This is a genomic window from Pseudomonas sp. 9.2(2024) (assembly GCF_039695385.1).
In the GTDB taxonomy this organism is placed as follows: domain Bacteria; phylum Pseudomonadota; class Gammaproteobacteria; order Pseudomonadales; family Pseudomonadaceae; genus Aquipseudomonas; species Aquipseudomonas paraglycinae.
In genome coordinates this window covers 900,428-923,542 of the sequence record NZ_CP155585.1, presented here as the reverse complement: position 1 = coordinate 923,542, position 23,115 = coordinate 900,428, and the positions used below count along the sequence as shown (strand labels likewise).

20 protein-coding genes are annotated in these 23,115 nt (G+C 62.1%); 11 read left to right on the top strand and 9 right to left on the bottom strand.

Features of this window, described 5'->3' with window-relative positions; genetic code table 11:
* Positions 1-19 precede the first annotated feature (19 nt).
* The 6 genes from ABFB52_RS04065 (at position 20) to ureC (ending at position 4,630) form a co-directional block, all read left to right on the top strand.
* On the top strand, positions 20-859 hold the full coding sequence (locus ABFB52_RS04065) for an urease accessory protein UreD (RefSeq protein ID WP_129973476.1): 840 nt from the start codon (positions 20-22) through the stop codon (positions 857-859).
* A gap of 225 nt (positions 860-1,084) precedes the next feature.
* Positions 1,085-1,387 (top strand): urease subunit gamma, encoded by a 303-nt coding sequence (ureA, locus tag ABFB52_RS04060; RefSeq protein ID WP_039766748.1) that lies wholly within the window; start codon positions 1,085-1,087, stop codon positions 1,385-1,387.
* Between the two features lie 9 nt (positions 1,388-1,396).
* A complete protein-coding gene (locus ABFB52_RS04055; protein ID WP_129973475.1) occupies positions 1,397-1,930 on the top strand; it encodes a GNAT family N-acetyltransferase in 534 nt (177 codons plus the stop codon).
* A 5-nt stretch (positions 1,931-1,935) separates the two neighbouring features.
* On the top strand, positions 1,936-2,469 hold the full coding sequence (locus ABFB52_RS04050) for a GNAT family N-acetyltransferase (protein ID WP_064593169.1): 534 nt from the start codon (positions 1,936-1,938) through the stop codon (positions 2,467-2,469).
* Positions 2,469-2,774 carry an urease subunit beta gene (locus ABFB52_RS04045; RefSeq protein ID WP_007950605.1) on the top strand — a complete coding sequence of 102 codons (306 nt, stop codon included), beginning with the start codon at positions 2,469-2,471 and terminating at the stop codon, positions 2,772-2,774. The genes ABFB52_RS04050 and ABFB52_RS04045 overlap by 1 nt, the downstream gene beginning before the upstream one ends.
* Before the next feature lie 155 nt (positions 2,775-2,929).
* Positions 2,930-4,630: an urease subunit alpha gene (gene ureC, locus ABFB52_RS04040; RefSeq protein ID WP_085685440.1), complete on the top strand. Its 1,701-nt coding sequence runs from the start codon at positions 2,930-2,932 to the stop codon at positions 4,628-4,630.
* A 48-nt stretch (positions 4,631-4,678) separates the two neighbouring features.
* On the opposite strand, the gene ABFB52_RS04035 is transcribed toward ureC, so the two are convergent.
* On the bottom strand, positions 4,679-11,731 hold the full coding sequence (locus tag ABFB52_RS04035) for an NEL-type E3 ubiquitin ligase domain-containing protein (RefSeq protein ID WP_165369551.1): 7,053 nt from the start codon (positions 11,729-11,731) through the stop codon (positions 4,679-4,681).
* A gap of 178 nt (positions 11,732-11,909) precedes the next feature.
* On the opposite strand from ABFB52_RS04035, the gene ABFB52_RS04030 reads away from it, so the two are divergent.
* Complete coding sequence (locus tag ABFB52_RS04030; protein WP_085746537.1) at positions 11,910-13,037, top strand: sensor histidine kinase; 1,128 nt, start codon at positions 11,910-11,912, stop codon at positions 13,035-13,037.
* A 4-nt stretch (positions 13,038-13,041) separates the two neighbouring features.
* Here ABFB52_RS04030 and ABFB52_RS04025 read toward each other — a convergent pair whose 3' ends face one another.
* Together ABFB52_RS04025 and ABFB52_RS04020 are read right to left on the bottom strand one after the other, a co-directional pair.
* Positions 13,042-13,347, bottom strand: coding sequence for a chaperone modulator CbpM (locus ABFB52_RS04025; RefSeq protein WP_085746536.1), 306 nt, complete (start codon positions 13,345-13,347; stop codon positions 13,042-13,044).
* Positions 13,348-13,370: 23 nt separating this feature from the next.
* Positions 13,371-14,324: a DnaJ C-terminal domain-containing protein gene (locus tag ABFB52_RS04020; protein ID WP_102688381.1), complete on the bottom strand. Its 954-nt coding sequence runs from the start codon at positions 14,322-14,324 to the stop codon at positions 13,371-13,373.
* Positions 14,325-14,617: 293 nt separating this feature from the next.
* On the opposite strand from ABFB52_RS04020, the gene ABFB52_RS04015 reads away from it, so the two are divergent.
* Positions 14,618-15,886: an Hsp70 family protein gene (locus ABFB52_RS04015; RefSeq protein WP_129973473.1), complete on the top strand. Its 1,269-nt coding sequence runs from the start codon at positions 14,618-14,620 to the stop codon at positions 15,884-15,886.
* Between the two features lie 108 nt (positions 15,887-15,994).
* Here the strand turns inward: ABFB52_RS04015 and ABFB52_RS04010 are convergent, their stop codons facing one another.
* From ABFB52_RS04010 to ABFB52_RS04000, 3 genes are all read right to left on the bottom strand, one after another.
* Entirely contained in the window at positions 15,995-17,008 is a 1,014-nt protein-coding gene (locus ABFB52_RS04010; RefSeq protein ID WP_007950612.1) for a membrane protein, read from the bottom strand.
* 333 nt (positions 17,009-17,341) lie between these two features.
* The gene (locus ABFB52_RS04005) at positions 17,342-17,647 is read right to left on the bottom strand and encodes a PsiF family protein (RefSeq protein WP_085746533.1); all 306 of its coding nucleotides are present in this window, start codon (positions 17,645-17,647) and stop codon (positions 17,342-17,344) included.
* 63 nt (positions 17,648-17,710) lie between these two features.
* The gene (locus tag ABFB52_RS04000; protein ID WP_129973472.1) at positions 17,711-18,505 is read right to left on the bottom strand and encodes a helix-turn-helix transcriptional regulator; all 795 of its coding nucleotides are present in this window, start codon (positions 18,503-18,505) and stop codon (positions 17,711-17,713) included.
* A gap of 98 nt (positions 18,506-18,603) precedes the next feature.
* Between ABFB52_RS04000 and ABFB52_RS03995 the strand changes: the two genes are divergently transcribed.
* Positions 18,604-19,497, top strand: a complete 894-nt coding sequence (locus tag ABFB52_RS03995; protein ID WP_085746531.1) for a DMT family transporter — start codon at positions 18,604-18,606, stop codon at positions 19,495-19,497.
* On the opposite strand, the gene ABFB52_RS03990 is transcribed toward ABFB52_RS03995, so the two are convergent.
* From ABFB52_RS03990 to ABFB52_RS03980, 3 genes are all read right to left on the bottom strand, one after another.
* Entirely contained in the window at positions 19,494-20,384 is an 891-nt protein-coding gene (locus tag ABFB52_RS03990; protein ID WP_102688374.1) for a triacylglycerol lipase, read from the bottom strand. The two genes, ABFB52_RS03995 and ABFB52_RS03990, sit on opposite strands and share 4 nt — an antisense overlap.
* A gap of 91 nt (positions 20,385-20,475) precedes the next feature.
* Positions 20,476-20,781: a multidrug efflux SMR transporter gene (locus tag ABFB52_RS03985; protein WP_011332220.1), complete on the bottom strand. Its 306-nt coding sequence runs from the start codon at positions 20,779-20,781 to the stop codon at positions 20,476-20,478.
* Positions 20,782-21,420, bottom strand: coding sequence for an NAD(P)H-dependent oxidoreductase (locus tag ABFB52_RS03980; RefSeq protein ID WP_129973471.1), 639 nt, complete (start codon positions 21,418-21,420; stop codon positions 20,782-20,784).
* Between the two features lie 119 nt (positions 21,421-21,539).
* On the opposite strand from ABFB52_RS03980, the gene ABFB52_RS03975 reads away from it, so the two are divergent.
* Both ABFB52_RS03975 and ABFB52_RS03970 read left to right on the top strand, forming a co-directional pair.
* Positions 21,540-22,442, top strand: a complete 903-nt coding sequence (locus tag ABFB52_RS03975) for a LysR substrate-binding domain-containing protein (protein WP_129973470.1) — start codon at positions 21,540-21,542, stop codon at positions 22,440-22,442.
* Between the two features lie 98 nt (positions 22,443-22,540).
* Positions 22,541-23,071, top strand: a complete 531-nt coding sequence (locus ABFB52_RS03970; RefSeq protein WP_011332217.1) for a ferritin-like domain-containing protein — start codon at positions 22,541-22,543, stop codon at positions 23,069-23,071.
* The last annotated feature ends 44 nt before the right edge of the window (positions 23,072-23,115 follow it).

Sequence of the window (23,115 nt, the reverse complement as noted above, 5' to 3'; positions counted from 1 at the left end):
CTAACGATAATCAGAAAACATGAACTTACCTGTTGCGACTGCCCTGTTTACCCCGAGCTGGCACGCCGAGCTGGAGCTGGCCTACGCCCGCTTCGGCGATTGCACGCGGCCGACCCGACGCCGGCACCTCGGCCCGTTGCGGGTGCAAAAGCATCTGTACGCCGAAGGGCCCGAGGTCTGCCAGCACATCATCGTCCACCCGCCGGGCGGGATCGCCGGCGGTGACCGGCTGGACATCAGCGCCCGCGTCGAACAAGGCGCCTGGGCGCAGATCACCAGCCCCGGCGCGGCCAAGTGGTATCGCGCGGCAGGGCCCGCTTATCAGTCGCTGAACCTGCATGTCGCCGATGGCGCGACACTGGAATGGCTGCCCCAGGAAACCATCGTCTACAGCGCCGCCCAGGCTGAACTCACGACCTCGATCGAGCTTGAAGGCGATGCGCGACTGTTTTACTGGGACGTGGTAGCGCTGGGTCGTCCGGCCAGTGGCGAACGTTTCGACCTCGGGCATTTCCAGGCGCATCTGGATATTCGCCGTGATGGGCGGTTGTTGTGGCATGAGCGCCAGCGCATCGTCGGCGATGACGGCTTGCTTGATTCGCCGATCGGGCTGGATGGCAATCCGGTGTTTGCGACCTTGCTGGTGACCGGTGAGATCGATGCTGAATTGCTGGAACGCTGCCGCTCGCTAAACCACGACGTGCGTGGGGATCTGACGCAACTTCCCGGACTTTTGGTCGCCCGTTGCCTGGCCAGTGAAGCGTTGCTGGCGCGGGCGTGGCTTATTGAATTGTGGCGCTTGTTGCGGCCGAAATTGATGGGACGCGAGGCTGTACCGCCAAGAATATGGAACACCTGAAAACCAGCCCTCACCCCCCGCCCTCTCCCGGAGGGAGAGGGGGCCTGACCGAGGTGACCGCTGGAAATGTTCAGACACGAGAATTCAACTGACTGAACTGGCCACCGAAAACGACCGAGATCAGTCCCCTCTCCCTCCGGGAGAGGGTTAGGGTGAGGGCTGGGTCTGACTGGCACCCCACTCACCACAAGAACCACACAAATCTGCCCAAATGGATTTAAAACGATGGACCTGACCCCACGCGAAAAAGACAAGCTGCTGATCTTCACCGCCGGCCTCGTTGCCGAGCGGCGACTGGCCCGTGGCGTGAAGCTCAACTACCCGGAAGCCATGGCCTACATCTCGGCAGCGCTGCTCGAAGGCGCTCGTGACGGCCAGACCGTGGCCGAACTGATGCACTACGGCACCACCCTGCTGACCCGCGATCAGGTGATGGAGGGCATCCCGGAAATGATCCCGGAGATCCAGGTCGAAGCGACGTTCCCCGACGGCACCAAACTGGTCACCGTCCACCAACCGATCGTCTGAGGCCGCGCCATGACTTACACCATCCGCGATGCACTGCACGCCGACCTGCCGGTGATCCGTGACATCTACAACGACGCCGTGCTCAACACTACGGCGATCTGGAATGAATCCGCCGTCGACCTCGGCAACCGTCAGGCGTGGTTCAGCGCCCGTCAGGCTCAGGGTTATCCGATCCTGGTGATCGTCGACGCCGACAACACCACCCTCGGCTACGCTTCGTTCGGTGACTGGCGGCCGTTCGACGGTTTCCGCCACACCGTCGAGCACTCGGTCTACGTGCGCAGCGACCAGCGCGGCAACGGCCTCGGCCCGCAACTGATGACCGCGCTGATCGAACGCGCGAAAACCTGCGACAAGCACGTCATGGTCGCCGCTATCGAGAGCGGCAACGCTGCGTCTATCCGCCTGCACGAGCGCGCCGGTTTCATCACCACCGGGCAGATGCCGCAAGTCGGCACCAAGTTCGGCCGCTGGCTCGACCTGACCTTCATGCAACTGACCCTCAATCCTGGCGCGGAGCCGCCGCCCGCCCACAAGGAGTGACACCGATGAACCCCGCCCAACTGCGACGCGTCAATGCTGAAAGTTTTGCGCACTATCGTCAGGGCCTGATCGACCTGCTGCTCGACGCCGTGGGTTATGGCGCCAGCGTCGGCTTCATGGCCGACCTCGATGCCGCGCAGGCCCGCGCCTATTTCGACGATGTGCAGGACAACCTGAACAAGGGCAACGTCTTGCTGTGGGTGGTGGTCAAGGACGAACAGGTGCAAGCCAGCGTCCAGTTGAGCCTGTGCCAGAAGGCCAACGGCCTGAACCGCGCCGAGGTGCAGAAACTGCTGGTGCGCGAACACGCTCGGCGGCGCGGCCTCGGCCAGCAGTTGATGGAAGCGCTTGAGCTGACCGCGCGTCAGTACAAGCGCGGCATGCTTTACCTCGACACCGAGGCCGGCTCCCCCGCCGAAGATTTCTACAAGGCCCTGGGTTACACCCGGGCCGGGGAAATCCCCGATTACGCTTGCGACCCGAACGGCACCTATCGCCCGACGGCCCTCTATTACAAAGTCCTGCAAGGAGCGAACTGATGATTCCCGGCGAATACAAAATCCAGCCCGGCGACATCGAACTCAACGTCGGTCGCCGCACTGTCAGCCTGAAAGTGGCGAACAGCGGCGACCGGCCGATCCAGGTCGGCTCGCACTATCACTTTTTCGAAACCAACGATGCCCTGACCTTCGACCGCGCGGCCAGCCGTGGCATGCGCCTGAACATTCCGGCGGGCACCGCCGTGCGCTTCGAGCCTGGGCAGAGCCGCGAGGTGGAACTGGTGGACTATGCCGGGCACCGGCGGGTGTTCGGGTTTGCCGGGCGGGTCATGGGTGACCTCTGAGTCCGCGTGTACCGCAGCCCCTCACCCCAGCCCTCTCCCAGGGGAGAGGGAGCCAACCACCGATAACTGCCTCACCGCGATCAGTCCCCTCTCCCTCCGGGAGAGGGTTAGGGTGAGGGTCAATGGCTCACCGCTATTTTCCTGAAGGACGCCAGATGAAGATTTCCAGACAAGCCTACGCCGACATGTTCGGCCCCACCGTCGGCGACAAGGTGCGCCTGGCCGACACCGAGCTGTGGATCGAGGTCGAACAGGACTTCACCACCTACGGCGAAGAAGTGAAATTCGGCGGCGGCAAAGTGATCCGCGACGGCCAGGGCCAGAGCCAGTTGCTGGCGGCCGAAGTGGTCGACACCGTCATCACCAACGCGCTGATCATCGACCACTGGGGCATCGTCAAGGCTGACGTGGGCCTCAAGGACGGGCGCATCGCCGCGATCGGCAAGGCCGGCAACCCGGACGTGCAGCCCGGCGTGACCATTGCCATCGGCGCCAGCAGCGAAGTGATTGCCGGCGAAGGCATGATCCTCACGGCCGGCGGCATCGACACCCACATCCACTTCATCTGCCCGCAGCAGATCGAAGAAGCGCTGATGAGCGGTGTCACCACCATGATCGGCGGCGGCACGGGACCAGCCACCGGCACCAACGCCACCACCTGCACTTCAGGGCCGTGGCACCTGGCGCGGATGCTCCAGGCGGCGGACGCATTCCCGATGAACATCGGCCTCACCGGCAAGGGCAACGCCAGCCTGCCGGAGCCGTTGATCGAACAGGTCAAGGCCGGCGCCATCGGCCTCAAGCTGCACGAAGACTGGGGCACCACCCCGGCGAGCATCGACAACTGCCTGAGCGTCGCCGACCAGTACGACGTGCAAGTGGCAATCCATACCGACACCCTCAACGAGTCCGGTTTCGTCGAAACCACCCTCGGCGCGTTCAAGGGCCGGACCATCCACACCTATCACACCGAAGGTGCCGGTGGCGGCCACGCGCCGGACATCATCAAGGCCTGCGGTTTCGCCAACGTGCTGCCGAGCTCGACCAACCCGACCCGGCCGTTCACCCGCAACACCATCGACGAACACCTCGACATGCTGATGGTCTGCCACCACCTCGACCCGAGCATCGCCGAGGACGTGGCGTTCGCCGAAAGCCGCATCCGCCGCGAAACGATTGCCGCCGAAGACATCCTCCACGACCTCGGCGCGTTCTCGATGATCAGCTCCGACAGCCAGGCCATGGGCCGCGTCGGCGAAGTCATCACGCGCACCTGGCAGACCGCCGACAAGATGAAGAAACAGCGCGGGCCGCTCGCGCAGGACGGCGAAGGCAACGATAACTTCCGCGCCAAACGCTACATCGCCAAGTACACGATCAACCCGGCGATCACCCATGGCATCAGTCATGAAGTGGGTTCGGTGGAAGTCGGCAAATGGGCCGATCTGGTGCTGTGGCGCCCGGCATTCTTCGGCGTGAAACCGACGCTGATCCTCAAGGGCGGCGCCATCGCCGCCAGCCTGATGGGCGACGCCAACGCGTCGATCCCGACCCCGCAACCGGTGCACTACCGCCCGATGTTCGCCAGTTACGGCGGCTCGCTGCACGCCACCAGCCTGACCTTCATCAGTCAGGCGGCGCAGGCGTCGGGATTGCCCGAAGCATTGGGCCTGAAGAAGAAAATCGCGGTGGTCAAAGGTTGCCGCGACGTGCAGAAAACCGACCTGATCCACAACGACTACCTGCCCAACATCGACGTCGACCCGCAGACCTATCAGGTCAAGGCCGACGGGGTGTTGCTCTGGTGTGAACCGGCCGAAACCCTGCCAATGGCCCAGCGTTACTTTCTGTTCTGAGCCAAAGCCCCGGTCGTCAAGCTTTCGACGATCGGGGCTGACAGCGCCTCAGCGGGTTGAGGTGTCCATCAGATAACCTGAAGTGCCAGGCTGCTCATCGTCGAGCCCGACCGTCACCGGTTCGCCGGTTTCCAGGCGCGACAGGGCAATCAGTTGCTGATTGCGCTCGATACCACGCTCGATCTCGAGCGCCTGTACCGCCTCTTGGTATGCCGTGCTGGTCACGCCCTCATATTCGTCCTCAAGTCGTTGCAGCTTTTCATCCGCGCTGCGCTTGAGCGCACCGAGTTCATCCGGGTACTTCTCGGTCAGGTACTGCACCCAGTAATCGCGGCTGATCAGTTCTTCATAGAACCGCTCGCCTTTTTCGGCTTTCACCACCGCCTCACGCGCGGTCACCAGCTCCTCGCCCCTGATCGGCCGGGCAAATCGCATGTGGCTGGGTTGCCCCGGCAGTTGCAGACCGTCCTCCCAGCCTGAAGTCAGACCGATCCGGTATTGCAGTCGCACTTCCGCCGGATCGGCGTGACGGCCCATGCTGCGTGCGGCCAGTTTTTCCACCTCGCCCAGGCGGAACAGCTGCCGCGACAAGTCGAGCAAGGCGCGCCCCTTCGCCGCGAGGCCGGGCTGCAAGTGTCGCAAGGCGTTGTACTCGAAGACCTTGACCTCGATTTCACTGAGCGCCAGGGTGCGGCCATCAACACAGGTGGTGTGGGTGGTCGCCATCGAAAACAGCGTGTCGCGCAGCTCCTGACTGCCATCCGCCGCCTCGACAACTTCCCACACGCGCCGGGTCAGGTCGGCGCGAAATACCCGAAACTCTTCGGTATCCGGCATCCGCGACAACAGATGGAAGAACGCCCCGTTGTCAGGCTCGGCAGCCAACCGCTGCCACATGGCCCGATATCGTGCGGCGTCCTCTTGCGGGATGTTTTCAATCCAGGGCGCGGCTTGTTGTTCGAGGATGCTTTCAGCGAGTGTCGGGACCACTTCATCCGGTTCTGCATCACTCTCTGTACCCGCGCCTTCGTCGTCGCTTTCGGTCGTACTTTCCATGTCATCGATCATCCGGTCGATATCGGCATACGTCATACCCAACACATCGCGACGCCCATGGGCATCGGCGTACTCACGCAGGCGCATCAGGCTTTGCTGCGATATCTCGTAGTTCTCCGACAGATTGCTGCCGGCGAGCAACATGGCATGGTCGCGGTCGTACAACTCGACAGGAATCGACGAGATCTCGTTGTTGCTCAGGTCGATCACTCGCAGACGGGGCGCTTGCAGCACGCCTTCCGGCCATGCCGTGAGCAGGTTGTCACGCAGGTCCAGCCGCTCCAGTCGCTCGAGACGAGTGACGCTGAATGTGCGCAGGCCGTTATGGCTCAGGTCCAGCCACTGCAACTGCGACAGCCCCTCGAGCGCTTGATCCAGCGCTGCGGAATCCGCGAGGCCGGTGAGTGACAGTTCCAGTCGTTCCAGCTGACGCATTTGCCCGACAGGCTCAGGGATTGCCGGCAAGTGGTTGCCGCTGAGGTTGAGCTTTCGCACCTGCGTGAATGCCCTGAGGAAAGCACTGGAGCCATCGGTGGAAAGCTTGACCCCCGCCAGATTCAGGGTGCTCACCGCAGGAAACGCCTCTGACAGTTCGGGCAGATTGCCGACTTGCAGACCTTCGAGGTTCAGCTCTCGATCAGTCACGCCATTCCAGTCAATCGTACCTTCACGCCAGCATTCGATGATCCGCTGCGCCGCAAGTTGGCGGGTGCGCGATGACACGACCCAATCCATGCCGCGGGTTTCATGGGTGAACAGCCAATCGTTCAGACGCCGGGTCAGCGACTCGAATGTCTGCTCCCATGCGTCGATTCGCGCACCGATCTGCACCTCGGTCAACCCGGCGCCCTGCATCCGTACTATCGCCTGCTGCGCCTGCGCGCTGTCGTACTGCGGACGCAAACGCCGGACGCGAGCAGCCCACCCGGCCGCCCCCTCGCCCGTTGCCGTGAGCGGAGGCAGCGGCAGCAACCGCCGGGCGATCACCGAGCCGCTTTCCGCAGGCGGCGTGCGATGGCGCGGTTCTTCCAGGGCAAAGCGCTGAAGCGATCCAGGCATCAGACCTCTGGCCTCTTCGATGCGCTGGCGCGCACTGCCCAGCGACACTTTGGCCTGCTCGGTAAGCGGTGTGCCAACCAGGCTGGTATCAAGCAACAACGCATCACGCGCCAGCAACGCCTCCGGCAGCGCGGTCAACTGACTGTCGCTGAGATCCAGCCAGGTCAGCTCCGGCAGAGACTCCGCACCGACCGGCCATTCGCGCAGGGTCGTCGCGCTAAGGTCCAGTGCCATCAGGCGATTCATCCCGCGCACATCGATGCTGTTCAGCGGGTTGTCATGCAGGTTCAGGGTTTCGAGTGCCGGCAGATCGCTTGAGTCCAGCGGCAGTTCGGTCAAGCCACAATGGCTCAGGTCGAGGTTATCGACCCCGCGAAACGTGCGGATAAAACCGCGCAACTGTTCGACCGGGGCCTGCAACCCGGCCAGATTCAGACTTCTGACATGAGCGAACCCCTCAGGCGACAGGGCCGGCAGACTGTCCACCGGCGAGCCGAGAATATCCAGCACCGAGGCATCATTGGGCAGGCTGACATACAGGTTGTAAAACAGGCTCTCGGTGCGCGCGCCATAACGCTGGAACAACCCGCTGCGCCAGCTGGTCTTCAGCGCCTCGGCCACTGCCGAACGTACTGCACCGCCGTTGAGGACCGTCGGCTCGGAACCGACCCACTCCTGAAGCCGGTTGAGTTCGCTGAACTGCTCGCTCAGGGTTTCGATCGCGGCGAAGCGGCTGCCGATGTCTGGCCATTGCGCCTTGAACCCCGTACTCAGGACATCGAAAAGGCTCGGCTCCATGCCGACAAAACGCTTGAGCTCACCGCGGCAGTAATCCGCGACCATTTCGTCCAGATCGATCAAATGCCGGGGCTGGCTGCGGATAAATTCGTAGATCGGCTTGAACACCCGACGCGGGAATTTCGACCAGTCCAGCGACAGGCCGGACAACAGCCGCTGATGGCCTTCATAGATTTCCATCGGCAGGCTATTGATCGCGGTTGATCGCAAATTCAGGCGTTCCAGTCGTGGCAAGTCCAGAACACCGCGCGGCCACTGGTGCATTTGCGGGCTGCCGATTTCGAGCCTGCGCAATTGGCGCATGCCGCCGACGTCGAGCGTCATGGGCACCACCGGGTTCATGCCTCCAGAGGAACAGTGCAGCTCCAGCTCTTCAAGCCGGTTCAGTTCCCGAAGCCGTGTCGCCACTTGCCCGGTAATCGGTGTGGAGAGTTTCAGGCGGGTCATGTGCCGCAACGTCCTCAACGTCGCGAGCACTTTGTCGAACTCCGCAACACTGGCGGTCAATGTCAGTTTTTCGACATTGGGAAATGCCGCAAGCGTGTCGCCCACGACCGGAACGCGCAACATCAGTTCGCGCACATGGGAAAAGTCCGCCGCCAACGAAGGCAGCGACGCGTCACTGATCAGCGTCAGGCGGGCCGCTTGCGGATCGTGTCCGGCCAACGGTGCATTGCGCCAACAGTCCTTGATGTTTTGCACCACACTGACGAACTCGTCCCGAGAAGCGCGCAAACGCAAATTCTGCGACATCAACCATTGATCGAGCGTTGTTTCCAGACTCCGCCACTCGCTCAATCGATTATTGAGCAAATGAAAGATCTGCTGGTCATTCTTGCCCAGACGCCATTGTTCAAGGATGAAACCGCGTGCCTGAACATCGGTAAGATCCGGGTAGACATTCTGGACGTGACCGGTCAACGACGGATCCGGCCCCGGCCCATCGCCACTCGCGCGATAGCCAAGCAGTCGGGAGGCAATACGTTCCGGCGGCTTGAACCATGGTTTTTCTGCGGCGCCTGCACGCAGAAGCCAGGCCGACTGACTGCGCTCGGCAAGCGCTCGTTCAGCGATCGCACCTTGCAGCTCGACGCTCTGTCCGACATGCGGCAGCCCCAGCGCCTGCCGTGCCGGATCGGGCAAGGCATGCATCAACGAGCTGAAAAAGTTATCCCCCCTGTGGGGAATGCCATTGAGCGGCTCGCCACGCTCGTTGGCGGCTTGAAAGGCATCGGCGTACTTGACCAGATACTTGTGCGCAGAGGCCGTTTCGCTGCCGATGGCATCCAGCAGCGGGCCGCTGATACTGCCTTCGCGGAGTTCCAGACGCACGTCATCCGACCAGCCCGGCAGCCGACCCAATGTCTGCAACGCGAGATGACGGCTGTCGGGCGAGGCCATGGTCTCACTGCGCAACCCGGCCAGCGCCCGGGTCAGGCGTCCTTGCTGGCCATACCAGCGACCGAGCTCCTGCAAATGCGAAGGGACCTTCGCAGTGCCGTCCAATCGGGCCAGTTCCTCGGCGTTGGCCTCGCCCAACGCAGCTGTTGCGGCCCGCCCGGTCAGCCCGGGGACGACTCGTTGCAGCTTTGCCGCCCGGGGCTCGACTGGCTCGGTTGCCTTGAGAAGACTGTCGAACAACGCAGGCTGGTGCGCGCTGGCGTAGTCGGCAATCTGCCTGGAGAACTCCTGGGCCCTCGACGCGCGAACCCGTGCAGGCTCGCCACCCAGCAGACGCACCGTCTCCGCCTCATCCAGTGCCGCGAGTATCCGGCTCGGTAGCTCACCGTTCAGCACCTCGGCCCGGCTGATCCGGATCGGCGCCTTGCCGCCGCGCTTCGTCCCGTAACCGATTGCCCGCCCCGAGAAGTCAGGATTGTCGAAGATCTGCAGCCTGCGCCCGAACGGCCAGCGTGGCATGTCGGGAAGCAGCGGCAACAGATGCATGAAGCGACTGTCGACTGCCTGAGTGCCGGTTGCCTGTTCGACGATCGATCCGGCATCGCGCTCGGCGTTGAACAGTTGCATGGCATCGGCCAGTTCCGGCGGCGGCAAGGCGTTGTCCAGGTGCATCTTGCGCAAGGCGTTGTCGGTGACACCGGCCACATCGGCCATCGTCAATAATTGCTCGTCAGCAAACGGGTCAGTGCTGTGGCCGATACGCCGCAACAACATCAACCGGTCCCAGTCCTGCGGGCGTTCCAGGGTATGCCGCCATGCACCGGCGCCGTTATGCGTCAGGGGCGGCTGATAGGCCTGCGAATCGCTCGGATGCTGGATGCGCCAGGCTTTGAGCGACTCGTCGTAAGTCTGCTGGTAAGTCTTGCCGTCGAGGCGGATGCAGGTTTTTCCTCCCGACTCGTACTGCCCCAGCGCATTCGGTACAACGTTCGCGTCCAGTGTGACCGGACTCTCGTAGCCACTCAGATCAGGCTTCCACAAGCGGGCCGTGCCGTCGGGCATTTCCACCTGATGCAGGTTCTCGATGACCGGTGTCGATCGGGCGGCGGTCAGCCGGGCGAGCCCTTTGCCGGCACCCGCCATCAAGGCAATCAACGCCAGGTTCTGCGCGACATCGATCAGATGCGCCTTGGCGGCCTTGCGATCACCCTCGCTCCACTCGATGGCGCCTTCAAGGGTTTCTTCGAGCAGTTGCCCGGCCATCACCACCATCATCACTTCACCCAAAACCGGCACGAACATCGAGACGCCCATCAGCACCAGCATGCCGATGTTCAACAATCCGGCGAATTTTTCCGAACGCACTTTGGCATCGACATCCGCCGTCGGCACTGCATGGCTGCGGGCATCGTCCATCATCCGGTCGCGATGCCGGTGATAAAGGTAATCCCACAAGTCAACGTTTTGCGCCCAGATGCCATGGCCTTTGCGCGGCAGGCCGACCGGGTTCAGATAGGGATCGGTGTTCGGCACCTGCTCGATCGACGGCGCAGGCGGCAGTTCGTGAATACCGGTCAGGGCGGCGTTGAATGGATTGACCGCTTTGTAAAACTCATTGAGCAGCGCTTCATAGGGAGCCAGCCTTTGGGCGAGCGTACGGTTCGGCGGGTCGTCAGTGAACTGGCCGAAGTAACGCGAGCGGTCGCCATACGCGACGAACTGGCTGAAAAACCGTTGGTAGCCGTTGGGTTCCGCTGGATGAGCCTGAGTAGCATCGGGTGCGGTGAACCGCCGCTTGAACATCGCGGCCATCTCCCCGCCCCTGTAGCGCTTGAGCGGGTGACAGGGATCGCCCGGGATATACAGAATCGAATCGTCGCTGTAACGGTACTTCTCACAGATCGTGAACATGACGCAGCCAGTCATGCGCCGGCCCATCAGGCTCAGATCGCGAAACCATATCTGCCGATCGCCCTGGACCGGTGCCAGCTCACCGTCGAGGATTGAACGAATCGAGGCGTAGTCTTCACGCCCGATATCACCTTTGACCAATGCCAGTTCGGCAGCCGCACGCAATGCGGTTTTATGGGCGTCGATGAATTTATCGCGCAGCGCGTGCTCGGCCACCGCGTCCCTGGGGTGCAGGAAATCCTTGAGGTAAGCCTGGTATTTCGCCCCGATATCCAGCGAGCGGCACAGGCCGGTGAACTGCTCGACCGTCAGGGAAGTGCTCAACGGCGCAAGGGTGCCGGGTTCCAGGCTTTCACTGCGAAATCCCGATGTTTCATGAAAAGCCCCGCTTTTGCATTCGCGGGCTTCGAAGTTGTGCAGCGCCGCCTGTAGCAGAGGCAGTTTCAATACCTCAAAGTAATCGATGTCGATGGCGAAGATGCCCATCTCCACCGGTTTGTTCAGCACCAGCCAGGTCTTGTCGACGTCCAGCGTCACGTTGAAGCGGTCCTTGAGGGCCCTGGTCAACAACGGCGCGGCGAAGCTGTCGATGTCCTGAAAGGTTGACATGGCGTTGTCCAGGCGGGTCTGGGCGGCGACGCTGGCGGTCACGGCATCGCCCACGGCTTTGCGTTGATCGCGCGATGCGCGTCTGTACCAGTCCGGTGTGGCGGCATTGGCATTTTTCAGCGCGTCCTGCTGCCGAACCGGTGCGTTGACCAACCAGTCCGGGCTGGCCTTGTGCAGGAAATCGGCGTGCAGACTTTGCGTCGCGAGCGGCCCCGGCGAGGAGGTGACGTTATCGGTTGAAGAGAGGGAGACAGGGATTTCGGGCATGGTTTCACTCCTTGAAATGGAGCGAAAGCAGACCATGGCGAGCCTCAACGGCGGCGGTACATAGGTATCGCGGCACGGCGTCTTGTCAGCGGAGATTTCAGGCCCGAGCGGCACTTTCATTCCCGCCCAAAGGGGCTAATATTCGAACGCCCCGACTTGAATTTCCAGGAACCCGGACATGCGTTTATCCGAATTTATCCGGCAACACGCGGATCACATCGTCGAGGAGTGGGAACAGTTCGCCAGGACCATCACCCCGGCGGCCGAGACCATGGACAGAACGGCGCTGCGCGATCATGCCAGAGAGATTCTGCTGGCCGCCGCCCGCGACATGGACACCGCACAGACCGCCAGCGAGCAGATTGCCAAAGCCAAAGGCGAAGGCCCGGAGAAAACCCCGAGCCTGGACGAGGCCGGTGCCAGCCACGGAGAGTTGCGCCATACAGTGGGTTTCGACCTGGTGCAGATGACGTCCGAGTTCCGTCATTTGCGTGCCTGTGTGATCCGCCTCTGGGTCAACAGTCTGGAATCACCGGACATCGCGTACTTCCAGGACATGATCCGTTTCAACGAAGCCGTTGATGAAGCCCTGGCCGAATCGACGGCCGCTTACGCCGAACAGGTTGCTCATTCACGGGATATCTTTCTCGCCATCCTCGGCCATGACCTGCGCGCACCGTTGCAAGCGGTCAGCATGTCCACCGAGTTGCTGATGCGCAAAACGGCGCTGGAAGGCGATGCGCTGACCTGCGCGCTGAACATCAGACAGGGTGCGCGGCATATGGCGGCGATGGTCAGCGACCTGCTGGAACTGGTGCGCAGCCGCCTGGGCAAGAGCCTGCCGATCGAACCGGCACCGATGGACCTGGCCGACGCGGCGCGCGCGGCCATCGCCGAAGCCTGCGCCGGCAATCCGGAAAGTGATCCGACACTGAAAACCGAGGGTGACACCCGTGGCAACTGGGATGCCGGACGGATCGATCAACTGCTGCAGAATCTGATCGGCAATGCCTTGCAGCATGGGTCTGATCCGCGCGAAGTGATCGTGACGTTGAAGGGAGAAGCCGGGCACGTGCTTCTGACCGTGCACAACTGCGGCAACCCCATTCCCGCAGAAGCCATCGGTACGATTTTCGATCCATTGGTGCGCAGTGCCGACGAAGAACTCGGCCAGCCGTCGACCAGCCTCGGTCTGGGCCTGTTCATCATCAAGGAAGTGGTGACCGCCCACGGCGGGACGATCGAAGTCAGTTCAAGCGAAGCCGACGGAACGCTGTTCAGCGTGACGCTGCCCAGACAGGTTTGAAGCGCTACTCGACCACCAGCCGCGCCAGACGCTGACGGAGCATGCGGTTCTCGGATCGCAACTCCTGCACTTCTTCCAGCAGGTCCAGCGCCAGGGCGACGCCTTCCCATTCCAGGTCAAGGTCGCGCCGCAGCTTGGCGGCGCGTTTGGCCAGGGCCAGTTCGTAGTCGGTGAAGCGCCATTCCCGGGGCTGCGTGCCCTGAGGTTCGAGGATGCCGTGCTCGACGATTTCGATCACGTAGACGTCCGACAGGTCGGCCGCCTCACAGAATTCTGCCATGTCCAGTTGAACGATCAGGGGGCTGCTCATGATGGGCTACTCCGTCGTCAGTATCAGAAGTTCTCTCGCGGATTGAAGGCGGCCTTCTTCGCCAGTTCCTGCCACAGCGCCTTGACGTCATCGCCGTTGGCTTTGGGCATCACGGCCTTGAGCTGGACGAACAGATAACCGCGCTCGCCGGCCTTATTCTGCAGGCCGTGGCCCTTGGCTCGCATGCGCTGGCCATTCTGGCTGCCGGCCGGGACCTTGAGGTTGATCTTGCCGGTCAGGGTCGGCACGGCCACTTCGGCGCCCAGCGCCAGCTCCCAGGGAGCAAGCGGCAAGGTGATGATCAGGTTTTCGCCTTCGACGTCGAATTTCGGGTGCGGCGCGAAACGGATGGTCAGATACAGATCGCCATTGGCGCCGCCACCAATGCCCGGTGCGCCCTGACCCTTGAGGCGGATGCGCTCGCCGTCGGCCACGCCGGCCGGGATCTTCACGTTCAGGCTCTTGCTGGTGTTGCTGACGTGCTGGCCCGAACCGTTGTATTGCGGCACCTGAAAGCTGATCTTTTTCGATTCGTTCGAAAGCGTCTCTTCCAGAAAGATCGGCAGTTCCAGTTCCACGTCTTGCCCTCGCCGTCCGGCGCTGCGGGATTGCCGGCCAGCGCCACCACCGAAACCGGGGCCGCGATTGCCGAAGATCGAACTGAAGAAGTCCGAAAAGTCACCGGTGTCCTGACCGCCACTGTTGCCAAAGCCGCCACGGCTCTGCCAGCCCGGCGGGCCCTGGAACGGCTGACCGTGCTGGCCGTAACGGCGCAGGTCATCGTATTCGGCGCGTTTGTCGGCACTTTTCAGCGCTTCATAGGCTTCCGAGGCGTCCTTGAACTTGGCCTCGGCGTCCTTTTCCTTGCTGACATCGGGGTGGTATTTGCGCGCCAGCTTGCGATAGGCAGCCTTGATTGCCTTGTCGTCAGCCGTCGGCTCCACGCCGAGTATCTTGTAATAGTCTTTGAAGTCCATCGAAGGAATCACCATCCGTTATCGATTTCGCGCCGATCCCAGCATGCGCCTATTCGCGCGTGCCGGGTTGACCGATCTCAAGTTTGTGACCGGGTGGCGCAGCAGAAGTTTATCGGCAGTGGACGGCGGTTCTTGCGACCGCCGGTATTTCTGCCGGCCCATGCCAGCAAGTTTGGGGCAAAGCGCCGAGTTTCAAGCAAGCTTAGTCGTGAAATAGCAGATGACCGGCCTTCGAATCTGTCGCGCACTGACATACACTGCGCGGCCGTTTTTTTGACCGGAACCGAAAGACCATGAAAGACGCCTCTCCAGCCCGTGCCTGCGGCATCGACTTCGGCACGTCCAACTCCACCGTCGGCTGGCTGCGCCCCGGCATGGAAACGATGATCGCGCTGGAAGACGACAAGATCACCCTGCCGTCGGTGGTCTTTTTCAATATCGAAGAGCGCCGTCCGGTATACGGCCGTCTGGCGCTGCACGAGTATCTGGAAGGCTACGAAGGCCGGCTGATGCGCTCGCTCAAAAGTCTGCTCGGTTCCAAGCTGATCAAGCACGACACCAGCGTTCTCGGCACCGCGATGCCGTTCAAGGACTTGCTCGGGCTGTTCATCGGCCAGCTCAAGAGCCGCGCGGAAACTGCCGCCGGTCGGGAGTTCGAGCAGGTTGTACTGGGCCGCCCGGTGTTCTTCGTCGACGACGATCCGCTGGCCGACCAGGAAGCCGAAGACACCCTGGTGGAAGTGGCGCGCAAACTCGGTTTCAAGGACGTGTCGTTCCAGTACGAGCCGATTGCCGCAGCCTTCGACTACGAGTCGACCATCGAAAAGGAAGAACTGGTGCTGATCGTCGACATCGGCGGCGGTACGTCAGACTTCTCGCTGGTGCGCCTGTCGCCAGAGCGTCGTGGTGTGGATAACCGTCACGACGACATCCTCGCCACAGGCGGCGTGCACATCGGCGGGACCGACTTCGACAAACAATTGAGCCTGCAAGGCCTGATGCCGCTGTTCGGCTACGGCAGCCGCATGAAAAGCGGCGCGTTCATGCCGACCAGTCACCACATGAACCTGGCGACCTGGCACACCATCAACTCGGTGTACTCGCAGAAATCGACCCTGGCCCTGGGCAGCATGCGTTACGACATCGAGGACACCGGCGGCATCGACCGTCTGTTCAAGCTGATCGAACAGCGCGCCGGGCACTGGCTGGCGATGGAAGTGGAAGAAACCAAGATCCACCTGACCCACAACGACAGCCGCCATGTGCCGCTGGATCGCATCGAGCCGGGCCTGAGCGTGGAACTGACCCGGGCGTTGTTCGAGTCGGCGATCGAGTCGCAGCTGGAGCGCGTGCGCGGCAGCGTCACCCAGTTGCTGGCAGACGCCAACGTGGCGGTGGGTCAGGTTGATACGGTGTTCTTCACTGGCGGTTCGAGCGGTATTCCGGCTCTGCGCAACAGCGTCTCGGCGATGCTGCCGAACGCGCGGCATGTGGAAGGGAATATCTTTGGCAGTATCGGTAGCGGTCTGGCGATTGAAGCCATGAAACGCTACGGCGTTTAACGCCAGCCTCAAGTTGCAAGCTTCAAGCTACAAGTAAAAGCAAAGGCAAGAGCGACCACCGCTCTTGCCTTTTTCTTGCGGCTTGCAGCTCAAAACTCGCAGCTGCTTTTAAACCATCCCGCCCAGCTTCAGCTCACTCTTCAGATACGCGTAATAGATCGGCCCCGCCACCACCCCCGGCAGGCCGAACGCGGCCTCGAACACCAGCATTGCCAGCAGCAACTCCCAGGACTTGGCACTGATCTGCCCGCCGACGATGCGCGCGTTGAGAAAGTATTCGAGCTTGTGGATAAAGATCAGATAGCCCAGCGCCGCAATCGCCACCCAGATCGACAGCGACAGGCCGACGATGGTGATCAGCGTGTTCGACATCAGGTTGCCGATCACCGGCAGCAGACCGAGCAGGAAGGTCAGCACGATCAGGGTCTTGGTCAGCGGCAGCTTGATCCCGAACATCGGCAGGATCACCGCCAGGAAGATCCCGGTGAAGAAGGTGTTGAGCAGGGAAATCTTGATCTGCGCGAAGACGATGTTGCGAAACGCCTGAACCAGCAAGTGCAGACGGTCGAACAGTGCAGCCGCCAGCGGTTTACGCTTGGTGACGTCCGGCACCCGCTGCAAGGCGATGATCGCGCCCAGCACCATGCCGATCAGCAGCGTCACGAACATGTGCGCCGCGTCCTTGCCCACCAGTTGCAGGTCGGACAAATGCTTGCTCGCCCATTCACCGATGGCCACCCGGAATTCGGCGGCACTGGCCGGCAGGTAGCTGTCGAGAAACGGCGGCAGCTGCCCGCGCGCGCGGTCGACCACGCCCATGAATTTATCGAGGGAAGCGCCGGGGTTTTCCGCCTCGTGCAACAGGAAACTGATGGCCCCGGCAAAGATCAACGCCAGCACACTCACTACCAACGTGCCCAGCAGCGCCACCGCCAGCCACCGCGCACGGCGACCTTCGATCAGCCGTTGCAGTTGCGGGGTGAGCATGTTGACCAGTTCGAACACCAGCAACCCGGCCAGCAGGCTGGGCAGCAGACGCAATGGCAACACCAGCAACAGACCGCCGAAAATGATGATGCAACTGACCCAGAACACTACATGACGCTCAGAAAACGTTGGCATACAGCCTCAAAACGAACGGCGTAAAAGGATTGGCAGTCTGCCAGCGATCCTTGGGGAGCACTAGGGATATGCGGTGTTTGTAGGTTTGGGGCTCGGCTTGAGCCCCCCCCCTCACCCTAGCCCTCTCCCGGAGGGAGAGGGAACTGACCGAGTAGATTTAGAGAACTCCCGTAACCTGAAATACCTGGTCGATTCCGGATTCAGCGCCGCACGTTCAGGTCGGCGCAAAAACCAGCCATCCCCGAATCGGTCCCCTCTCCCTCTGGGAGAGGGTTAGGGTGAGGGCCTGGATCCCAAGCCGGACACATCTGCCAGTCACCACTCAAACCCGCTTTATTTTTTCTTCAGGCAATCACTCATGAAGGTCTTGCGCGCATCACCCGTCAGCGCCTTGGTGGCCGCATCGGCGTTGCAGGTTTTCATTTTCTGTTGCTGCGGGGTCAGGGCCTTGGCGTCGTTTGCTGCCGGGGTTGCCTTGAGGCAGGTGCTCATGAAGGCTTTGCGCTCGTCGCCCTTGAGGCTCTTGGCCGTGGCGTCGGCGTTGCAGGTGGTCATTTTGTTCTGTTGCGCCGTGGCGGCGAAACCCTGGGAGCACAGCAGCAGACCGATCATCAACAAAGGGACACGCAGCATCTTCATGGAGTTTTCTCCTTGGCGCCGCCTCGATGGAGGCGGCCTCCGGCTGAGTGTAGTCAAAGCTTGTTACACCTTCCTGCCCTCAAGATGGCTGCGCCGGTATTGTTCGGGGGTACATCCGGCCTGCCGGGCAAACATGGCGATGAAGGCCGAGCCGCTGCTGTAGCCGAGATCAAAAGCGATTTCCTGCACGCTGCGCGCCGACTCCAGCGCCTCGATGGCCGCGAGATAGCGCAGCCGCTGGCGCCATTCGCCAAAACTCATCCCCAATTCCCGCACGAATTGCCGGGCCAGAGTGCGCTCGCTGACATGCACCTGCGCCGCCCAGTGCGCCAGCGGCTGATTGTTGCCGGGCTCGGCCTGCAGGGTTTCGAGAATGGTCAGCAAACCGGGGCTGCTGGCGTAAGGCAAATAGCATTGGTGAACCGGCGCCTGGCGCAATTGATCCACCAGCACCTGGGCCAGGCGCTGGTCGGCTTCGAACGCCGGGATCTTCACATCACGGGCGGCGAAGTCCTTGAGGATCGCCTTGAGAATGTCGCTGATCGCCAGAGTGCAGGCCTGCGCCGGCAAGTCGCAACAGACATCCGGCGCCAGGCACACCGCCCGATAATTGACCGGCTGATGACTGTAGAAACTGTGCTCGACCTGCGGCGGCACCCACACCGCGTATTGCGGCGGCGACATGAAGCGGCTGCCGTCGACATCCATGTGCAGCACGCCGTGGGCCGCGTACTCCAGCGTGCCCCACGGATGGCGGTGCGGCGCGGCGTATTCATGGGCGTTGAAGTCGGCATAGCGGAAATACACCGCCGACGGCAGTTCGCTGAAATCCAGCAGATCGATGTGTTTACTGTTCATGCTGTCCGTAATCAGGGGCGGGTTGTCCGGTTCGCAGTATAGGCCTGCATCCAGACAGGGGATAATCACCGTTCATCAACGTACTGGTTTCTCCTCCCATGCAATACGCGTTTCCCCTGCTGGCGATTTTTATCTGGGCCGGTAACACCGTGATCAACAAGCTCGCGGTCGGTGCGATCTTTCCCGCCGAGATCGGCTTCTACCGCTGGCTGCTCGCCGGTCTGCTGTTCACGCCGTTCATGCTGAAAAAGGTGATCGCGCACTGGCCGCAGATCCGCCCGAATCTGGGCAAGATTTTCATCCTCGGCGTGCTCGGCATGGCGGTCTATCAGAGCCTGGCCTACTTCGCTGCGACCATGACCAGCGCCACCAACATGGGCATCATCCTGTCGTTGATGCCATTGATGTCGCTGGCCATGGCGATCATCAGCCTCGGCCAGCGCCTGACCGCCGGCGCACTGGTCGGAGCCGTACTTTCATTCGCGGGTGTATTGGTGGTGGTGTCCTCCGGCAGCCTCGGCGCACTGCTGCAACACGGGGTGAACCTGGGTGACGCGATGATGTTGATTGCCACCCTCGCCTACGCGATCTACAGCACCCTGCTGAAAAAATGGCAACTGCGCCTGCCGCCGCTGGTGTTGCTGTATTTGCAGGTGCTGGTGGCGGTGGTGGTGTTGTTTCCGCTGTACGCGACTTCACCGAAAACCGGCCTGACCCTGCAGAACATTCCGCTGGTGCTGTACGCGTGCCTGCTGGCCTCGATGCTTGCGCCGCTGGCGTGGATGCAGGCCGTGCAGCGTCTGGGCCCGAGCCGGACCACGCTGTTCTTCAACCTGCTGCCGCTGATCACCGCGCTGATTGCCGCAGTGGTGCTGAAGGAACAACTGGCGATGTATCACCTGGTCGGTGGCTTGCTGACGCTGGGCGGGGTGATTCTTTCCGAGCGCTGGACCACCGTCCTCGGTCGCTCCCGCACCCCGAGCGCCGCCTAGACCCCGGCGGCTTTCAACCGCGCGGCGTGCTCGACGAACAGCCGCACCGGATCCGCGCCTTTGCCGACCAGTCCCAGCGACTGGTTGACGATGTCGAAGTGATCCATCGGGTAGTCATCGCCGATGACCGTGCCCAGGTGCGAGCTGTAGCGTCCGACCATGCCATCGCACTGCCCCGGCTCGCGCACGAAGGTTTTGGCGAACAACCGACAGCTGCGGTTGGTGCCATCGAACAGGTTGCCACCGCGATCGGTCTTGCCCGGCTGCAAGGTGCCGGACCACGAGTAATACCGCACGCCGTTGACCTCTTCCGGCCCGTGCCCACCCCAGGTTTGCGGCAGGCCCTGTGGATAACGCTGGTTGAACAGCGCCACGCCTTCGGTGGTCAGGGAATGGTGCGAGGCGTGGATATCCACCGGCAGTTTCGGCCCGTGGTAGCCGGTCTCCAGCAGCGCCATCAGCCAGCCGACAAAACGCAACAGCGCCTCGAGGATTCGGCCCTTGGCGCTGTCCGCCGGATAGTGTTTCGCCAGATAGTCGGCCAGTTCCGAACCGTGATTGGGCCCGGCAACCGACGTCACGGACGCCACCAGATCCGGTCGCTTGGCCGCCGCGTAACGTGCCGTCAGCGAACCCTGGCTATGGCCGAACAGATTGACCTTGGCCGCGCCGGTCTCACGAAGGATTTCATCGATGCGCGTCAGCAACTGCTCGCCGCGCACTTCGGTGGAATTGAGTGGCGACACCTGCACTGCAATCACCGTCGCACCACCCCGGCGCAACGCCTTGATGATTCCGTACCAGTACGGGTACAGCACCAGACGGATGAAACCGAGCATTCCCGGCACCAGCACCAGTGGATAACGTGTGGCCGAATCTTGCGACATGGGCAAACATCCTTGTGTTCGGTGAGTGGATGCAGGGCGTGCAAAACGCCCGCCAAGCATCCGCCTCGATGATGACAACTCCACGACCAGCCTACTTCAGCCCCACCACCCCCGCCACAATCAGCCCCACGGACAGCAACTTCACCAGCGTCAGGCTCTCGCCCAGCAGGGCGAATCCGAGAAACACCGTGCCGAGCGAGCCGATGGCCGTCCAGATCGGATAAGCGATGCTCACCGGCAACTCGCGCATCGCCAGGGTCAGGAAGTACACCCCGCCCACCGCCGCGACCACGGTAATCAGCGACGGCCAGAGCCGGGTGAAACCCTCGGCGTACTTCATGCCCATGGCGAAGGTGACCTCGAACCCCGCTGCGATCAGCAGAAACAGCCAGGCCACCTAGAACTCCCGGGCCAGGTCGAGCAAGCGCTGCTCGGCCTCGGCCACCGACACCGCGAAGGTACGCTCGGCGGATTCCTCGCCCTCGGCGGCGACCACCGTGACATCGTTGATGCCGATGAAGCCAAGCGCGGTGCGCAGCCATGGATCGGCGTGGTTAAGCGCCTCCAGCTCACCGCCCGGGCCGAAACCGAAACCGCCGCGACTGGTGACGATCAGCGCCTTTTTGCCGTGCAGCAGTGGCGTGTATTGGGCGATGCCATTGTCCAGCGTATGGTCGAACGTCAGACCCAACCGCACGATCTGATCGACCCAGGCCTTGAGGCCGCTGGGCACGTTGAAGTTGTACATCGGCGTGGAAATCAGCAGCAGGTCGTGATCGAACAACTCGCCCACCAGTTGATCGCTGAGCGCCAGATCGGCCTGCATCGTCAGCGGCCGAGCCTCGGGATCCGGATAAAACGCCGCCGCGACAAACGCCTCGTTCACCGCCGGAATCAACGCCCGGCCGACTTCACGGCGAGTGACCTGAGCCTGTGGATGACGGACTTGCCAGGCACTGAGAAAGGTTTCTGCCAGACGCCGCGAATGGGAACGCTCACCGCGAGGGCTGGCATGGATCACAAGAATCTTGCTCATCTGAATCTCCTTGGGACTAGACTTGAGTGACGGTGTGGCGCCAGATTGCAGCACCCACGTCATCGCCTCAAATGAGCAAAAATCAGTCGGGATGAATTGATTTCATCCGTGGAGTTTCCATGTTCGCTTCATTGCCGCTGACCGCCCTGCGCGCGTTCGAATCCGCCTCACGCCTGTTGAGCTTCAAGGCAGCTGCCGAAGAACTGGCGGTGACGCCGACGGCGATCTCCCATCAGATCCGCTCGCTGGAGGACTGGCTCGGCGTGGCGCTGTTCGAACGCCTGCCGCGTCAGGTGCGCCTGACCGAGGGTGGCGAGCGGCTGTTTCGCAGCTTGCACGGCGCATTTCTGGAGGTGGCGCAAAGCGTCGACACCCTGCGCCCGCAACGCAGCGGCAGCAGCCTGACGCTGTCGACCACCGCCGCGTTCGCCGCGCTGTGGCTGGTACCACGACTGGGGCGGTTTTACGCAAAACATCCGAACATCAATGTGCGGCTGGATACGCATTGCGAAGTGATCGATCTGCATCAGGACGCCAGTGTCGATCTAGTGTTGCGCTACAGCCTCGACGATTACCCGAACCTCTACGGGTTGTGCCTGTTCGATGAATCGTTCGGCGTGTACGGCTCGCCGGAACAGGTGACGCTGGCCGCCCGTCGCACCCCGGCACTGATCAGCGTGCGTTGGCACAACTCGAAACTGTACGCCCACGGCTGGGAAGCCTGGTGCGCGCAGTCAGGCGAGAACTGGCTCAATCAGCAACCGGCCGTCCGCGAATACGACGAAGAGCACTACGCGCTGCAAGCAGCCATTGCCGGACAGGGGCTGGTGCTGGCGAGCAATATTCTGGTGTCCGAGAGCGTCGCCAGCGGTCTGCTGGTGCCGTACAAGGACGAAGTGCAGGTCGACGGCGCCGGTTACAGCGCGCTTTGTGTACCGGGCCGCGAGCGGCATACGCCGGTAAAGGCGTTTTTTGCCTGGCTGCGCGAAGAGGCGCAGCTCTCCGGGCATGCCCCGCGCTGAATCCGACAAAACTTTTTGCAACGTTCATCACTCACAACCAGGTAACGATCACGTCAGCAGAACGTGACGCCAATCGGATTAGCCTCCAGGAGACTGAAATGAGTGACCTGCAATTGTCTGATGTTCAAACCCTGCGCGAGCGCGCACGCCAGCACGTGGAAAACGGCGCAGTGACCGAAAGCTACAGCGCCAACCGTGAAGAAGTGCTGCGCCTGCTCAACGAATCGCTGGCCACCGAACTGGTCTGCGTCTTGCGCTACAAGCGCCACTACTTCATGGCCAACGGCCTGAAAGCCAACGTCGCCGCCGACGAGTTCCTCGAGCACGCCACTCAGGAAGCCGAACACGCCGACCGTCTCGCCGAGCGCATCGTGCAACTGGGCGGCGAGCCCGAGTTCAACCCTGACCTGCTGTCGAAGATGTCCCACGCGCAATACGTGGCCGGCAACACCTTGAAGGAAATGGTTTACGAAGACCTGGTGGCCGAGCGGATCGCCATCGACAGCTACCGCGAGATCATCCAGTACATCGGTGAAAAGGATCCGACCACGCGCCGGATCTTCGAAGACATCCTGGCTCAGGAGGAAGAGCATGCGGATGACATGGCGGATATTCTGAAGGACCTCTAATCCCCGCTCCCCCCGCTGACCGATCGTTCCCACGCTCCGCGTGG

Excerpts from the sequence above, each read along its gene's own strand:
- ABFB52_RS04065 (WP_129973476.1), top strand. The coding sequence starts at position 20 with ATGAACTTACCTGTTGCGACTGCCCTGTTTACCCCGAGCTGGCACGCC.
- ureA (WP_039766748.1), top strand. The coding sequence starts at position 1,085 with ATGGACCTGACCCCACGCGAAAAAGACAAGCTGCTGATCTTCACCGCC.
- ABFB52_RS04055 (WP_129973475.1), top strand. The coding sequence starts at position 1,397 with ATGACTTACACCATCCGCGATGCACTGCACGCCGACCTGCCGGTGATC.
- ABFB52_RS04050 (WP_064593169.1), top strand. The coding sequence starts at position 1,936 with ATGAACCCCGCCCAACTGCGACGCGTCAATGCTGAAAGTTTTGCGCAC.
- ABFB52_RS04045 (WP_007950605.1), top strand. The coding sequence starts at position 2,469 with ATGATTCCCGGCGAATACAAAATCCAGCCCGGCGACATCGAACTCAAC.
- ureC (WP_085685440.1), top strand. The coding sequence starts at position 2,930 with ATGAAGATTTCCAGACAAGCCTACGCCGACATGTTCGGCCCCACCGTC.
- ABFB52_RS04035 (WP_165369551.1), bottom strand. The coding sequence starts at position 11,731 with ATGCCCGAAATCCCTGTCTCCCTCTCTTCAACCGATAACGTCACCTCC.
- ABFB52_RS04030 (WP_085746537.1), top strand. The coding sequence starts at position 11,910 with ATGCGTTTATCCGAATTTATCCGGCAACACGCGGATCACATCGTCGAG.
- ABFB52_RS04025 (WP_085746536.1), bottom strand. The coding sequence starts at position 13,347 with ATGAGCAGCCCCCTGATCGTTCAACTGGACATGGCAGAATTCTGTGAG.
- ABFB52_RS04020 (WP_102688381.1), bottom strand. The coding sequence starts at position 14,324 with ATGGACTTCAAAGACTATTACAAGATACTCGGCGTGGAGCCGACGGCT.
- ABFB52_RS04015 (WP_129973473.1), top strand. The coding sequence starts at position 14,618 with ATGAAAGACGCCTCTCCAGCCCGTGCCTGCGGCATCGACTTCGGCACG.
- ABFB52_RS04010 (WP_007950612.1), bottom strand. The coding sequence starts at position 17,008 with ATGCCAACGTTTTCTGAGCGTCATGTAGTGTTCTGGGTCAGTTGCATC.
- ABFB52_RS04005 (WP_085746533.1), bottom strand. The coding sequence starts at position 17,647 with ATGAAGATGCTGCGTGTCCCTTTGTTGATGATCGGTCTGCTGCTGTGC.
- ABFB52_RS04000 (WP_129973472.1), bottom strand. The coding sequence starts at position 18,505 with ATGAACAGTAAACACATCGATCTGCTGGATTTCAGCGAACTGCCGTCG.
- ABFB52_RS03995 (WP_085746531.1), top strand. The coding sequence starts at position 18,604 with ATGCAATACGCGTTTCCCCTGCTGGCGATTTTTATCTGGGCCGGTAAC.
- ABFB52_RS03990 (WP_102688374.1), bottom strand. The coding sequence starts at position 20,384 with ATGTCGCAAGATTCGGCCACACGTTATCCACTGGTGCTGGTGCCGGGA.
- ABFB52_RS03980 (WP_129973471.1), bottom strand. The coding sequence starts at position 21,420 with ATGAGCAAGATTCTTGTGATCCATGCCAGCCCTCGCGGTGAGCGTTCC.
- ABFB52_RS03975 (WP_129973470.1), top strand. The coding sequence starts at position 21,540 with ATGTTCGCTTCATTGCCGCTGACCGCCCTGCGCGCGTTCGAATCCGCC.
- ABFB52_RS03970 (WP_011332217.1), top strand. The coding sequence starts at position 22,541 with ATGAGTGACCTGCAATTGTCTGATGTTCAAACCCTGCGCGAGCGCGCA.